Below are 13,868 nucleotides of genomic sequence, written 5' to 3' on the forward strand. Positions count from 1 at the left end.
GAGTCAGCCCACGGCGCTGAAACGCTCGGCTTCAACGGCGGGAAGGTAAGCGGCGAATTGGGATACGGCGCGATCCAGCCGCTTTGATGCCGTCTCGGAACTTAGCGTTTCACCGGTGAAATCCGAGCGCGAGACATAAAGCCCGGTCGCCAGCGTATGTGCCTCGAAAAAGCCGAAGACCGGGCGCAGCTGATGTTCGATTACCAGCGCATGCCGGTCGCCGCCGCCGCTTGCGGCCAGCAACACAGGCTTTCCGACCAGTGCTGCAGGATCCAGCAGGTCGATGAAATGCTTGAACAGACCAGTATAGCTGCCCTTGTAGACCGGGCTGGCCACGATCAGCGCATCCGCCTGCAGGAACGCCTCCAGATGGGTGCGATAGGGGCCGTCGCCGGGCGTGCGCATCGTCCCGAAATCCGGCCCCAGATCGCCGATGTCAAAGACATGCGCCTGACCGCCGAACAGCGCGACTGCACGCCGCGCGGCCTCGGTCACCAGCAAGCGAGTTGTGGAAGGCTGGCTCCATGAGCCGGAGAAGGCGACGAAACGGGGTCCTGACACGGGCATTATTCCTGAAAGATGGAAAGTTGATGATGGAAACATAGGCGTGCGGACCGTGTCAGGCCATGCCAAAGGCGGGCGGCTGGTTAGAGAATACTCCTCCTGCGGGCGGGTCGATGTAGAAAAATGATCCCGATCCGGCTTTGCATGATCCGATTACTCTTGCCACCCCATCGGCTGCCAGCCGTGGGCATTTTGATGGGGTTATAGGCTTTTCTATTCCCCGCGGGGCACCGGGCAAGTGGTATCGCCTTCCTCGCAGTGCAGATATTGTTCAAATGCCGCGATGCGCTGTTTCGTCAGGTTGTTCAGGCAGATGTCATGCACCATGGGCCAGATGCTGCCGCCTTTGCTGGTTGCGGCTGCAAAGCTGCATTCCGCGTCGCGGAACGCAATCCATGCGCGTTGCGTGTCACGAAACAGACCCAATGCCTTGGGGTCGTCCGCAAGGCGCTGTCTGATCTGCTGGAAAAGCTTGTTCAGGGTGGCATCGGATGACTGCAAATCCGCTGCCGCACATTGGGTCATCTGGATCTGATCCTTTGCCGTATCCATGCAATTCTCTGCATGAGCGGTCGAGATCATGCCTGCGCCAAGTATCATTGCCAGAGTGATGCGCCTCATTCGCGGTCTTCCTTTTTCAGGTTTCGGTGACGGGTTGGTCTTGCCGGCCGGCACCCCCGCACAAGGCGGCTATTCCGGCCTGCCGAACCAATGCGTGAAATCCTCGAGCTTCGCGAAAGTGGCGGGCGCGCGGTGGTTCCATTTTGAGCTGTCGGCGACAAGATAGGCGTGGTCGGCTTGCAGCAAGGCGGCGCGCTTGATGGCGACCTCGTGCAGGTGGTGGCTGCTGACGGCGTCTGGCTGGACGCCGGCCGCCGAGAAGAAGGCCTTTGAAATCCGGATCTGGCGCAACTGTTCCAGCGCGGCCTCGGATACGAAGCTGCCCGTCATCGGGTAATAGCTGCCCCCCAGAAGGATCAGGTTGCAGTCGGGATTAAGCGACAGGATCTCGGCGCAATTCAGCGCGTTCGTTACCACCGTCAGCCGCATCCCGTGGGGCAGGCGCGAGGCCAGATGCGGTGTCGTCGTGCCGCAGTCGATGAAGATGGTGTCGCCCGGCGCAAGCATCCGCACGGCTGCCTCGGCTGCCTTGATCTTGGCAGGTTCCTCGCGCGAGGCGGCCTGTGCCAGCGAATAGCCATCCGAGCCCTGAACCGCAGGCATCACGTAACCCCCCAGACAAATCAGCCCGGTCTGCCGGTCGCGCAGGTCACGGCGGATCGTCACCTCGGTGATGCCAAGGCGTAGCGCAGCATCAGAGATGCGGATAATCGCTCCGTCTGAGCAAAATTTCCTAAGATTTTCAATTCTTTGTTGTTTAAGCGACGGCCTGGCCACACAAGTCTCCAATAGGGGGTGGGCGGATGTTCATGACAGCTTGTGACAGTAAACCTTCTGCTTGACCTTAGCAAAGTTATGATAGAATAGTAACATAATGATCGGCATCTATCGTTAAAAGTAATGCCGCATCAGCCTAGGACAACAGGTCGCGGGAGGCGACCGTTCAAAGGGAGATCTGGCATGAAGTCACTTATCGCCTCGGCGGCGCTGGCCCTTTCGGTGCTGGCAAGCCCGGTTATGGCGCAGGTCGTCGACGTTTCGAACGTCAACCAGGACCTGATCGCGACCAAGGACGACAAGAAATATACCATCGCAACCGTGGTCAAGGTTGACGGTATCGCATGGTTCGACCGGATGCGCGACGGCGTCGACCAGTTCAAGGCCGACACCGGCCACGACGTCTGGATGATCGGCCCATCGCAGGCCGATGCCGCAGCGCAGGTCCAGATCATCGAGAACCTGATCGCGCAGGGCGTCGATGCGATCACCGTGGTTCCCTTTTCGGTCGAAGCCCTTGAGCCGGTGCTGAAAAAGGCCCGCGAGCGCGGTATCGTCGTGATCTCGCACGAGGCCTCGAACCTGCAAAATACCGATTTCGACCTCGAAGCGTTCGACAACAAAGCTTATGGCGCCGAACTGATGAAACACCTTGGCGAATCCATGGGCGGTCAGGGCAAATATGTCGCGACGGTCGGCTCGCTGACCTCGAAAAGCCAGATGGAATGGATCGACGGCGGTGTCGAATACCAGAAAGAGCATTTCCCCGACATGGAAATGGTCGGCGACCGTCTGGAAACCTATGATGACGCGGGCCAGGACTATACCAAGCTGAAAGAGGCGATGACCGCCTATCCCGATATCACGGGCATTCTTGGCGCGCCGATGCCGACCTCGGCCGGGGCGGGCCGTCTGATTGCGGAAGGCGGCCTGAAGGACAAGGTGTTCTTTGCCGGCACGGGGCTTCCCTCGGTCGCGGGTGAATATCTGGCCAATGGCGACATCCAGTATATCCAGTTCTGGGATCCCGCCGTTGCCGGCTATGCCATGAACATGCTGGCCATCGCCGCGCTTGAAGGCAAGAAGGACGAGATCAAGGCCGGTCTGAACCTTGGCCTTGGCGGCTATGAAGACCTGCAATCGCCCGAGGCGGACAAGGCCAACCTGCTGTATGGTCAAGGCTGGGTCGGTGTCACCGCCGAGAACATGGACCAGTACGACTTCTGATCCACGCGGCCTTCGCGCCCCGGCTGGGGCGCGGACCCATGCCCGCCCCTTTGCCGTCAGGCCCTGATTTCCGGGAGAGTGCATGTCTTCGGATTACCTCATTGAACTGCGCAATATCGGCAAGCGTTTCGGCGGCGTGCAGGCGCTGGACGATGTCTCGCTTGCGATCCGGCCGGGCGAGATCCACTGCCTTGCCGGGGAAAACGGTTCGGGCAAATCGACGATCATCAAGGTCATCTCGGGTGTCTATACGCCTGAGCAGGGTGAAATCCTGATCGATGGCAAACCGGTTTCGAAGCTTGATCCGATCAAGGCCGTGCAAAGCGGCATCCAGGTAATCTATCAGGATTTCTCGTTGTTCGGGAACCTGACGGTCGCCGAAAACCTGGCAATGAACACCTTTGTCCTTGAAGGGCGCAAGGTGATGAAATGGGCCGAATGCCGCAAGATCGCGCAGGCGGCGCTGGATCAGATCGGCGTCAGCATGGACCTGAACGCCGAGGTCGGGACCCTGCCCACCGCCAACAAGCAGATCGTGGCCATCGCCCGCGCTGTGATTGCCAACGCCCGTCTTATCATCATGGACGAACCGACGACCGCGCTGACCCGGCACGAAGTTGACGCGCTGTTCAAGATCGTTCGCGACCTGCAGGCGCAGGGCATCGCCATCCTGTTCGTCAGCCACAAGATGCGCGAGATGCTGGAGATCTCTGAAAGCCTGACCGTATTTCGCAACGGTCGCAAAGTCGCCGAAGGCGATATGAAGGATTACGACGAGGTAGCGATCACTCTGGCGATGACCGGCTCGGCAATCGAGACGCCGCCCTATGTCTATGATGCCTCGGATGCCGAAACCGTGCTGGAGGTGCAGGACCTGACCGTGCCCGACGCGGTCGAGGGCGCCTCACTGACCCTGAAGCGGGGCGAGATCGTGGGGATTTCGGGGCTCATCGGCTCGGGGCGGACCGAATTTGCGAAAGCCCTGTTCGGGATGGAGCCGCAGTTCACGGGCCAGATGCGGGTGAACGGCAAACCCGTCCATCCCGTGTCCGTGCAAGAGGCCATCGGGCTCGGCATCGCCTATGTCCCCGAAGATCGCCTGACCGAGGGCCTGTTCCTGTCGCAGTCGATTCAACGCAACATGGTCGTGTCGATCCTGGACACGCTGAAAAAGGGCCTGTTTCTGGATCGCAACGCGACACATGCGAAAACGGCGGGGATGTTCAAGGCGATGCAGATCGCGGCCCCGGACGACCAGCTTCCCGCCGGCAACCTGTCAGGCGGCAACGCGCAGCGCGTCATGTTGGGGCGGTGGCTGTTGACGGGCGCAAAGGTCCTGATCCTGAACGGCCCGACGGTTGGTGTCGATGTCGGCTCGAAGGCGACGATCCACCGCATTATCCGCAATCTTGCGCAAGAGCAGGGGCTGGCGGTCATCATGATCTCGGACGATGTGCCGGAACTGGTGACGAACTGCTCGCGCATCCTTGTCATGCATCGTGGGCGATTTGTGCAGGAGCTCTCGGGCACGGGCACGACCGAAGATGCCGTCAACGACTGCCTGAAGCAGCTGAACTGAGGGGCGGACATGAGAATCTTCCACTCCACCGAATTCGTGATCGCCTGTGTCCTGATCGTCGCGATGGTCGTGATCGGGCTGATCAACCCGGCGTTCTGGAGCATGAACAACCTGTTCAGCCTTGCGAAATCGAACGTCATCATCGGAATTCTGGCGCTTGGCGTCTTGCTGGTGATGATCTCGGGCGGGATCGACGTCAGTTTTGCCGCCATTGCGATTGCCGCTATGTATCTGACCGTGCGCGGCATGGTCTGGCTGGGTGTCGATCAGGTGTTTCTGCCCTTCGTTATTGCCTGCGGCATCGGATTGATCTGCGGCGGGCTGAACGCCTTTATTATCGACCGGTTCAAGATGATCCCCCTGATCGTGACGCTTGGCACGGCCTCGATCATCCGCGGTCTGGTGCTGGGACTGGTCGGGACCTCAATCGTCAACATCAACAAGATGCCGAAAGAGCTGATCGCCTTTGGCAAGACCGAACTGATCACCGTAACCGCTGCGAACGGCGCGACTTTCGGCCTGACCGCGATGGTGGTCGTCTATCTGGGGATTGCGCTTATCATCCATCTGGTCCTGCGCCATACGATGATCGGGCGGTCGATCTATGCCTATGGAGGCGATGCGGAATCGGCCAAGCGGGCAGGGTTCAACACCCACAAGACCATCTGGTTCGTTTACTGCACGGCCGGGCTGCTGGCGGGGTTTGCGGGCTTGCTGCAGGCTTCGATGATCTGGCAGGCCAACCCGCGCGACTTTGGCGGGATCGAGCTTGACGTGATCGCGGCGGTCGTTCTGGGCGGCGCCTCGATCTATGGCGGGCGCGGATCGGTGATCGGGACGTTGATCGGGGTGTTCATGCTGGTCATGGTCAAGAACTCGCTGATCCTGATGAAGGTGGACACGACCTGGCAACGTGTCGTCGTGGGCCTGATCATCATTGTCGCGACGGCCGTTACCGCGCTTCGCGACCGCAAGAAGCTGGCGTAAGGGAGGTTGCAGATGGCCCCACAAACCGACACCCGCAAGCCCTTCCTGAAACGCATCCTTGGCGAGGATGCAGCCATTGCCCAGCTGATCGTCATCACGATCCTGATCTTTCTGGCGATGACCGCGCTGAGCCCCGACAAGTTCCTGCGCTATTACAACTTTGAATCCATCACCTACATCATGCCAGAGCTTGGCATCCTGTCGATTGCCATGATGATCGCGATGCTGACCGGCGGGATCGACCTTTCGGTGGTGGGGATTGCGAACCTGGCCGCCATCTGCGCCGGGCTATACTTCAAGAACCCTGCGGTCGCCGAGGCGATTGCCGCAGGTGGCCCGATGGTCCTTGTCCATACAGGCATTGCCGCACTGATCGCGCTGGTGATCGGAGTGGGGGCAGGGGCGGCCAACGGGCTGCTGATCTCACGGCTGAAGATCATCCCGATCCTTGCGACGCTGGGCACCGGGCAGGTGTTTGCGGGCCTTGCGCTGGTCCTGACCGGCGGCACCGCCATCGTCGGCTTCCCCGAGACATGGAGTTGGCTGGGCAACGGCAAGATACTGGGGATCGCGACGCCCTTCTGGGTGCTGATCGTGGTCGCGGTTTGTGTCTCGATCCTGCTGTCTCGGACCTCGCTTGGCGTCAAGCTGATGCTGATCGGAACGAATCCGAAGGCGGCGATCTTTGCAGGTATCCGCAGCGATCGGATGGTGCTTTACAGCTATATGCTGACCGGGGGGCTGGCGTCGATCGCAGGCATCCTGCTGTCAGGCCGCACCAATGCGGCGAAGGCCGATTTTGGCGGCTCGTATCTGCTTCAGGCCGTGCTGATCGCCGTGCTTGGCGGAACCAACCCGGCGGGTGGCAGGGGCAGCGTTCTTGGCGTGCTTTTGGCCCTGACCGCGCTGATGCTGCTGTCCTCGGGGTTCCAGATGGTCCGGGTGTCGAACCACATGATCGACTTCGTGTGGGGCGCCTTCCTGGTGATCGTGATCGCGATCAACTACCTCCGCCGCCAGAAATGAGGCCGTGTCATGACTGATGTCACCATGCCGCTGAAACGCAAGGATTTTACCGAAGCCGAGCGTCTGCTGGCCGAAACCGACGGCCTGCGCGTCATAGCCTTTGCCTACCCTTCGGGGGTCGAGGCACTGAGGATCGAAAATGCGCGTGGCCAGATCACCGTGCTGCCCTTTCTTGGCCAGATGGTCTGGGACGCGGTTTTCGATGGGCGACGGCTGACGATGGGGAACGTGTTTCCTTATCCGCGCCGGGGGCCCTCGATCCTCGACACCTATGGCGCCTTTGCCTATCACGCCGGGCTGCTGCGCAACGGAACGCCGGGTCCGACCGACACCCACCCGCTGCATGGCGAGTTTCCGGTCGCAGAGATGGATCGTGCTTGCGTCGTGATCGGCACCGACGCGCAGGGGTCGTTCGTCGAGATCCGGGGCGAGGCCGAATATGTCATGGGCTTCGGCCCGCATTACATGGCACGTCCCCGCATTCGGCTGCACGCAGGCGCCGCCCTGTTCGAGATCGAGATGCAGGTCGAGAACCTTTCGGCCCACCCGATGGAACTGATGTATATGCTGCACGCAAACTTTGACTTTGTCGCGGATGGCGAGATTTACCAGCCCGCGCCATGGACGCCCGCGGCGACCAAGGTGCGCAAGGCGATACCGGGCCATGTGACCCCATCACCCGACTTTCTGGCGCTGCTGGATGATCTGGCCACCAATCCCGCCCGGATGCAAAAGCTGACCGAGCCGGAGCTGTATTCGCCCGAGCAGGTTTTTTATGTCACGGGACTGGGCACGGACAACACGGGCCGCACCCGGCAGGTGATGGCGCTGCCAGATGGCGACGGCTTTTCCATCAGCTACCGCCCCGCCGATTTCCCCCATTGCGTGCGCTGGATCCTCAACGACGGGGATGCGCAGGTTGCGGCCTTTGCGCTGCCCTCGACCTGCGAACCCGAGGGCTATGCCGCCGAAAAGGCCAAGGGCCATGTCCGCATGCTGAAACCCGGCGAGGTGCTGAGCTTCCCGGTAAAACTTGGTTATCTGGCCGCCGGCGATTTGCCCGCTGCGCTGGATGAAGTCACGGCGCTGGCCCGGACATAAGGAAACACGGATGACACAGGCAAAGATCGCGGTCGTCGGGTCGAACATGGTCGATCTGATTACCTATACCAGCCGTATGCCCGGCCCCGGCGAGACGCTGGAGGCTCCCAGCTTTGAGTTGGGCTGCGGCGGCAAGGGCGCCAATCAGGCGGTGGCTGCCGCTAAACTTGGCGCGGATGTGGTCATGGTCACAAAGGTTGGCGACGATATCTTTGGCAAGAACACCATGCATAACCTTGAAAGCTTTGGCATCGACACGACCCATGTGACGCAGGTTCAGGGCACGTCCTCGGGCGTTGCGCCGATCTTTGTCGAGCCCTCGGGTGAAAACTCGATCCTCATCATCAAGGGCGCGAACGCGACGCTGTCGCCGGCCGACGTGGATGCGGCCGAGGACAAGCTGCGACAGGCCGCCCTGATCCTGATGCAGATGGAGGTGCCGCTTGAGACGGTTTACCACACGATCCGCCGTGCCTCGGAATGGGGCGTCCGTACGATCCTGAATCCCGCGCCAGCCGCCCCCGATCTGGACGTGACGCGGCTGCGCGGCCTTGATTACCTGATCCCGAACGAGACCGAGCTTGCGATCCTGTCCGGCCGTGAAACCGGGGACGAAGCGGGCATTGTGGACGCGGCCCGCGCGCTGATGGCGCAAGGCATCGGGCATGTCATCGTGACGCTGGGCGGTCGCGGGGTCCGGCTGGTCACGGCAGATCAGGTGCAGGCGATCCCCGCCGTGCAGGTCAAGGCCGTCGATACGACAGGGGCCGGCGACGCCTTCATCGGTTCCTTCGCGCATTTCCTGACGCAGATGGGCGAGCCCGTCGCTGCGCTGCATCAGGCCGTGCGCTTTGCCGCGCATTCCGTCACTGGTCGCGGCACCCAGAAATCCTACGCGACTGCGGCCGAATTCGCTGACTTCTGCCGCGCATTGGAGACTTCGGTATGAGCGCCGATCAAGAACACCATCTGCGAAACCCCGGCACCCCACTTCTTCCCGCGATGTTCGAGGGGATCGAGGTCAACCGCTCGGCTGCGGAACGGCGCGCGTCGGGGATTGCTGCCAGCCGCTCGGTCAAGAAGGACCATCAGGCGGCCTATCTGCTGCGCGCGATCCAGTGTATCGACCTGACGACGCTGGCCGGCGACGACACGCCCGGCAAGGTCGCGCGGCTTTGCGCCAAGGCGCGCCAACCCCTGCGGCCCGACCTGATCGCAGCATTGGGGATCGGGGACCTGAACCTGACCACCGGCGCCGTCTGCGTCTATCCGACCATGGTCCCTCATGCCGTGAAGGCGCTGGAGGGTTCGGGCATTCCGGTCGCCTCGGTCGCGACCGGCTTTCCGGCGGGGTTGACCCCACTGCCTCTGCGGCTGGCCGAGATCACCTATGCGGTCGAGCAGGGCGCGCGGGAAATCGACATCGTCATCACTCGCGAACACGTTCTGCTGGGCAACTGGCAGGCGCTGTACGATGAAATCGCCGCCATGCGCGAAGCCTGTGGCGAGGCGCATATGAAAGCGATCCTTGCGACCGGCGATCTTGGGCCGCTGACCAATGTCTATCGCGCCTCGATGGTGGCGATGCAGGCGGGGTCGGATTTCATCAAGACCTCGACCGGGAAAGAGGGCGTGAACGCGACGCTGCCCGTGTCCCTGACCATGTTGCGCGCGCTGCGCGATTACGGCGACCAGACGGGCTACAAGATCGGGTTCAAGCCCGCGGGGGGCCTCAAGACCGCCAAGGATGCGATGAACTGGCTGTTCCTGATGAAAGAGGAACTGGGCGGGCCCTGGCTGAAGCCTGACCTGTTCCGCATCGGCGCGTCCTCGCTGCTTGGAGATATCGAGCGTCAATTGGAACATCATGTGACGGGTCGCTATGCCAGCGCCGACCGTCACGCAATGAGCTGAAGGCCAAGGCGATGAGCATCAAGGATATCATGGAAAACCTGGATTACGGCACGGCCCCGGAATCGGCCGCCGACGTGCTGGCCTGGCTGGAGGCGCGTGGACGCAAGTTCGGGCATTACATCAACGGCGCATTCGTCGCGGGCAAAGGCCCGGCGATCACCGTGGAGAACCCCGCGACCGGGAAACCGTTGGCCGAGATCAACGCCGCAACCCAGCCCGAAGTCGATGCGGCGGTCGGTGCCGCCAAGGCCGCTTTCGCCAAATGGTCGGGCCTGCCGGGATACGAACGGGCGCGCTTTCTTTACGCCATCGCCCGCACGATCCAGAAGCGCGAGCGGTTCTTTTCGGTGTTGGAAAGCCTCGACAATGGCAAGCCGATCCGGGAAAGCCGCACTGCGGATATTCCGCTGGTCGTGCGGCATTTCTATCATCATGCCGGATGGGCCTCGGCGCTGACGACCGAGTTTCCGGGTCAGGTGGCGCTTGGCGTCTGCGGCCAGATCATCCCGTGGAACTTTCCGCTGCTGATGCTGGCATGGAAGATCGCGCCCGCGCTGGCGGCCGGGAATACGGTTGTGCTGAAACCCGCCGACCTGACCCCGCTGACCGCCGTGGCCTTCGCCGAGATCCTGTCCGAAATCGGCCTGCCCAAGGGTGTCGTCAACATCGTTCAGGGCGGAGCCGAGACCGGCGGCTTTATCACCGCGCACAAGGATCTCGCCAAGATCGCCTTTACCGGCTCGACCGCAGTCGGCCGCGAGATCCGCCGTGCCACGGCGGGATCGGGCAAGAAACTGTCGCTTGAACTGGGCGGCAAGTCGCCCTTTATCATCTGCGCCGATGCCGACCTTGATGCGGCCGTCGAAGGTGTGGTCGATGGCATCTGGTTCAATCAGGGCGAGGTCTGCTGCGCCGGGTCGCGTCTTCTGATCCAAGAGGGCGTCGCACCAAAGTTCCTGGCCAAGCTGGATGCGCGCATGGCCAAGATCCGCGTCGGCGATCCCTTGGAGAAATCGACCGATATGGGGGCGCTGGTCTCGGCCCGGCAGAAGGCCCGCGTCGAAGGGCTGGTGGCCGAGGGTGTCGCGCAGGGCGGCGCGCTGGTGCAGGCGCCCGGCAAGGTGCCCGCTTCGGGTCATTTTGTGTCCCCGGCCTATTTCCGGGATGCAGAAAGCGCGAATGTGGTTTCCCAGCAAGAGATCTTTGGCCCCATTGCGGTGACGCAGACCTTCCGCACGCCCGACGAGGCGGTCGAGCTTGCGAACAACACCGCCTATGGGCTGTCGGCCTCGATCTGGTCAGAGAATATAAACGTCGCGACCGATATTGCCGCGCGGGTCAAGGCGGGGGTCATCTGGATCAACGCGACCAATGTTTTTGACGCCAATGCGCCCTTCGGCGGCATGAAGGAAAGCGGCTATGGCCGTGAAGGTGCGCGGGAAGGGATGCGCGAGTATCTGCGCCCGGCGGGCACCAAGGGTAAGGCCGCAAAACCCATGGTTGTTCAAGTCGTGCCTTTGCCCGTTGTGGGTGCCGATGTGGATGCCACGGTCATTGACCGCACCATCAAGAACTACATCGGCGGTGCGCAGGCGCGGCCCGATGGCGGGGCCAGCTATATGATCCACGGGCCAAAGGGCGCGGCGCTTGGGCTTGCCCCCGTCTCGGGGCGCAAGGATGTGCGCAATGCTGTCGAGGCGGCGTCGAAGGCGGGCGGTTGGGCCGCGAATGCCCATAATCGCGCGCAGGTGCTGTATTTCCTTGCCGAGAACCTCTCCCTGCGTGCGGATGAATTCGCGACGGCCTTGCAAGAGGCGACAGGCGTGTCGGCCAAGGTGGCCAGCGCCCAGGTGCAGGCCACGTTGGAGCGCGTGTTCTATTATGCCGGCATGGCCGACAAGGACGACGGGCGCACCCACGCGACGAAGCCGCGTCACCTGACGGTTTCGTTGCACGAACCATTCGGCATCGTGGGCGTCGTGGCCCCGGATGAAGCGCCGCTGCTGTCACTGATGTCGCTGATCCTGCCCTTGATCGCGATGGGGAACCGTGTCGTTGCGGTGCCCTCGGTCGCGCATCCGCAGATCGCCGGGTTGCTGTATCAGGTCTTTGACACCTCGGACCTGCCGGGCGGTGTGGTGAACCTTGTGATCGGGCCACGCGACGCCGTGGTGCCCACCTTGGCCGAGCATGACGCCGTGGCCGCGTTATGGCACTTCGCCGACGCCGATGGCGCTGCGCAGGCCGAGGCTTTGTCGGCCGGGAACCTGAAGCCCGTCTGGTCGGCCGAGGGACGCAGTCTGGACTGGGCCGCAGCGCAGGGCGATGAGTTCCTGCGCCGGGCAACGCAGGTCAAGACCATCTGGGTGCCATACGGCGCATAAGCAAAAAGAAGGAATAAGCCGGGGCCTCTCTTGGCTTATTTCATCTCTGCCGCTTGGTTCAGCCGCAAAGCCCTTGCGTCAACCGACGACTGCTTATTTTCCACGCCCACGATCCAGCAAGTGAAATAATCAGTTCACTTGCAGGTTGTGCTGACGTATCTTTGCACTGGCTTTCGCAATCCAGCCGGCCAGCTTGGGCGCGGGTTCACGGCCGCCACCGCGAAGACGCACGGCGCATTGCACAAGATACCAAAAAGGGATGGGGACATGGGTTTTCGGGGCGTCTTTTCCGTGCGGGTCTGCGGGCTGACGGCGATGCTTTGGGCGATTGCCGGGGCAGCGTCTGCACAGGATCCCTTGGCTTCGAATAACGGGCTTTATCCCGGGGCCAGCGAATGGGACGGCCGGTTTTTGGCCGCGAACCTTGACTACCCGATGCCCGCTTCCAACGACATCGTCCTTGCCTCCAACAGTTGGTCGCCCGCACGCAATCGCGAGCCGCTGAACGTCGACAGCGCCGCCGAATATGCCGACAGGTTGCGGGTCCACCTGTCCCGGACGCTGCGCACCCTGATTGACAAGCCGGAGGAATGGGATCCTGTCCGCGCCGGGTGGTACGATCTTGTCTGGAGCGGCGAGGGAAGCCAGACCGGGGACGGGATCGACCCGACTTCGGGCCGCGAGGCGCTGATGAATACCTATTCGGGCCAGATCGTCCCGCCAGAAACATTTTCCGAACCATACCGGCCCACCGCGCCGGTGCAAAACCACGCCGTGATCTATTACAACCACGTTGCCGCGGGGATGCTGGGGCGGCTGTGGTCGAATATCTATACCCCCAACCTGAGTCAGGCAGAGTTTCCGACCGGCTCGATCGTGGTCAAGGTCGAGGCCGTCACCAACACCGAAAGCAACTGGAATGCGGTTGCCAACAGCGGTCTTTGGCATGTCTTTCGCCCGACGACCGAGGATCAGGCACGCAACGAACCGGATCTGGTGCCGCAGGTGATCCCGGTCCGGCCGTTCCAGATTGCCGTCAGGGTAAAGGACCCCGTGGCGGCGCCGGAAACGGGCTGGGTCTTTGCTATCTATGTCCATGACGCCAATGCAGAGGGCGACACGCCCTGGGACCGGTTTGTGCCGGTTGGGCTGCAGTGGGGCAACGACCCGGAACATGCCGAAAACTTTCTGGACCTGAAGGGGACGGAGCCCCTGCAGCAAAGCTGGATAAACCCGGCAGCGCCTGCCTTTGCCCGGGACACTTTGGGCTGGGGCGGACGTCTGGCCGGCCCGATGGACGTAGCGACCCGGCATAATGTGATCACGGTGTCGGGCAAGCGCTATACCGGCGATACGAGCCTGTCCGCCTCGTCCTGCCAAAGCTGTCATGGCGCTGCCGAATTCCCCTTTACGGCCAATCTTTATCCTTCGCCCAACCGCATTCTTCCGCGCGATGGACGACCTTTCCTGATGTATGATCCCGGCTCGGCCGACTGGGCGCGGTGGTTCCAGAATCGCCCCGGTACCGAGGCGATGTCGGCGAATATCGGCGGGAAGGGGCTGGACTACGACCTGGCGCTGATGAATGCGCTGTCGACGCATGCGCAGGCTATGGGCATCCAGGCTTTTGTGCGAGGGTCGTTGCATGTGCACTGAACCGATCCCGCCGATTGCGAAGATGCAAAAAA

12 protein-coding genes are annotated in these 13,868 nt (G+C 62.0%); 9 read left to right on the forward strand and 3 right to left on the reverse strand.

The window, feature by feature from the left end; all coding sequences use genetic code 11:
* Nucleotides 1-3: 3 nt before the first annotated feature.
* The 3 genes from JWJ88_RS20695 to JWJ88_RS20705 form a co-directional block, all read right to left on the reverse strand.
* Nucleotides 4-561: an NAD(P)H-dependent oxidoreductase gene (locus tag JWJ88_RS20695; protein ID WP_205297074.1), complete on the reverse strand. Its 558-nt coding sequence runs from the start codon at nucleotides 559-561 to the stop codon at nucleotides 4-6.
* A gap of 216 nt (nucleotides 562-777) precedes the next feature.
* Nucleotides 778-1,185, reverse strand: coding sequence for a lysozyme inhibitor LprI family protein (locus tag JWJ88_RS20700; RefSeq protein ID WP_205297075.1), 408 nt, complete (start codon nucleotides 1,183-1,185; stop codon nucleotides 778-780).
* Between the two features lie 69 nt (nucleotides 1,186-1,254).
* On the reverse strand, nucleotides 1,255-1,851 hold the full coding sequence (locus tag JWJ88_RS20705; RefSeq protein WP_240200391.1) for a DeoR/GlpR family DNA-binding transcription regulator: 597 nt from the start codon (nucleotides 1,849-1,851) through the stop codon (nucleotides 1,255-1,257).
* A gap of 294 nt (nucleotides 1,852-2,145) precedes the next feature.
* Here JWJ88_RS20705 and JWJ88_RS20710 point away from each other — a divergent pair, with 294 nt between their 5' ends.
* The 9 genes from JWJ88_RS20710 (at nucleotide 2,146) to JWJ88_RS20750 (ending at nucleotide 13,836) form a co-directional block, all read left to right on the forward strand.
* Complete coding sequence (locus JWJ88_RS20710; RefSeq protein WP_205297077.1) at nucleotides 2,146-3,189, forward strand: autoinducer 2 ABC transporter substrate-binding protein; 1,044 nt, start codon at nucleotides 2,146-2,148, stop codon at nucleotides 3,187-3,189.
* A gap of 82 nt (nucleotides 3,190-3,271) precedes the next feature.
* Complete coding sequence (locus tag JWJ88_RS20715) at nucleotides 3,272-4,768, forward strand: sugar ABC transporter ATP-binding protein (protein WP_205297078.1); 1,497 nt, start codon at nucleotides 3,272-3,274, stop codon at nucleotides 4,766-4,768.
* A gap of 9 nt (nucleotides 4,769-4,777) precedes the next feature.
* Nucleotides 4,778-5,755, forward strand: a complete 978-nt coding sequence (locus tag JWJ88_RS20720) for an ABC transporter permease (protein ID WP_205297079.1) — start codon at nucleotides 4,778-4,780, stop codon at nucleotides 5,753-5,755.
* 12 nt (nucleotides 5,756-5,767) lie between these two features.
* Nucleotides 5,768-6,781 (forward strand): ABC transporter permease, encoded by a 1,014-nt coding sequence (locus JWJ88_RS20725; RefSeq protein WP_205297080.1) that lies wholly within the window; start codon nucleotides 5,768-5,770, stop codon nucleotides 6,779-6,781.
* 9 nt (nucleotides 6,782-6,790) lie between these two features.
* Nucleotides 6,791-7,882, forward strand: a complete 1,092-nt coding sequence (locus JWJ88_RS20730; protein WP_205297081.1) for an aldose 1-epimerase family protein — start codon at nucleotides 6,791-6,793, stop codon at nucleotides 7,880-7,882.
* A gap of 10 nt (nucleotides 7,883-7,892) precedes the next feature.
* Nucleotides 7,893-8,831 (forward strand): ribokinase, encoded by a 939-nt coding sequence (gene rbsK, locus JWJ88_RS20735; protein ID WP_205297082.1) that lies wholly within the window; start codon nucleotides 7,893-7,895, stop codon nucleotides 8,829-8,831.
* Nucleotides 8,828-9,796, forward strand: coding sequence for a deoxyribose-phosphate aldolase (deoC, locus tag JWJ88_RS20740; RefSeq protein WP_205297083.1), 969 nt, complete (start codon nucleotides 8,828-8,830; stop codon nucleotides 9,794-9,796). Before rbsK ends, deoC begins: the two co-directional genes overlap by 4 nt.
* Before the next feature lie 11 nt (nucleotides 9,797-9,807).
* Nucleotides 9,808-12,180, forward strand: coding sequence for an aldehyde dehydrogenase family protein (locus JWJ88_RS20745; RefSeq protein WP_205297084.1), 2,373 nt, complete (start codon nucleotides 9,808-9,810; stop codon nucleotides 12,178-12,180).
* A 267-nt stretch (nucleotides 12,181-12,447) separates the two neighbouring features.
* Nucleotides 12,448-13,836: a hypothetical protein gene (locus JWJ88_RS20750; protein ID WP_205297085.1), complete on the forward strand. Its 1,389-nt coding sequence runs from the start codon at nucleotides 12,448-12,450 to the stop codon at nucleotides 13,834-13,836.
* The last annotated feature ends 32 nt before the right edge of the window (nucleotides 13,837-13,868 follow it).

It is taken from the genome of Paracoccus methylovorus (genome assembly GCF_016919705.1).
Taxonomy (GTDB): Bacteria; Pseudomonadota; Alphaproteobacteria; order Rhodobacterales; family Rhodobacteraceae; genus Paracoccus; species Paracoccus methylovorus.

What these genes read in the sequence shown, in the direction of transcription:
- JWJ88_RS20700 (WP_205297075.1), bottom strand. Translation starts at nt 1,185, where the DNA reads ATGAGGCGCATCACTCTGGCAATGATACTTGGCGCAGGCATGATCTCG.
- JWJ88_RS20710 (WP_205297077.1), top strand. Translation starts at nt 2,146, where the DNA reads ATGAAGTCACTTATCGCCTCGGCGGCGCTGGCCCTTTCGGTGCTGGCA.
- JWJ88_RS20715 (WP_205297078.1), top strand. Translation starts at nt 3,272, where the DNA reads ATGTCTTCGGATTACCTCATTGAACTGCGCAATATCGGCAAGCGTTTC.
- JWJ88_RS20720 (WP_205297079.1), top strand. Translation starts at nt 4,778, where the DNA reads ATGAGAATCTTCCACTCCACCGAATTCGTGATCGCCTGTGTCCTGATC.
- JWJ88_RS20725 (WP_205297080.1), top strand. Translation starts at nt 5,768, where the DNA reads ATGGCCCCACAAACCGACACCCGCAAGCCCTTCCTGAAACGCATCCTT.
- JWJ88_RS20730 (WP_205297081.1), top strand. Translation starts at nt 6,791, where the DNA reads ATGACTGATGTCACCATGCCGCTGAAACGCAAGGATTTTACCGAAGCC.
- rbsK (WP_205297082.1), top strand. Translation starts at nt 7,893, where the DNA reads ATGACACAGGCAAAGATCGCGGTCGTCGGGTCGAACATGGTCGATCTG.
- deoC (WP_205297083.1), top strand. Translation starts at nt 8,828, where the DNA reads ATGAGCGCCGATCAAGAACACCATCTGCGAAACCCCGGCACCCCACTT.
- JWJ88_RS20745 (WP_205297084.1), top strand. Translation starts at nt 9,808, where the DNA reads ATGAGCATCAAGGATATCATGGAAAACCTGGATTACGGCACGGCCCCG.
- JWJ88_RS20750 (WP_205297085.1), top strand. Translation starts at nt 12,448, where the DNA reads ATGGGTTTTCGGGGCGTCTTTTCCGTGCGGGTCTGCGGGCTGACGGCG.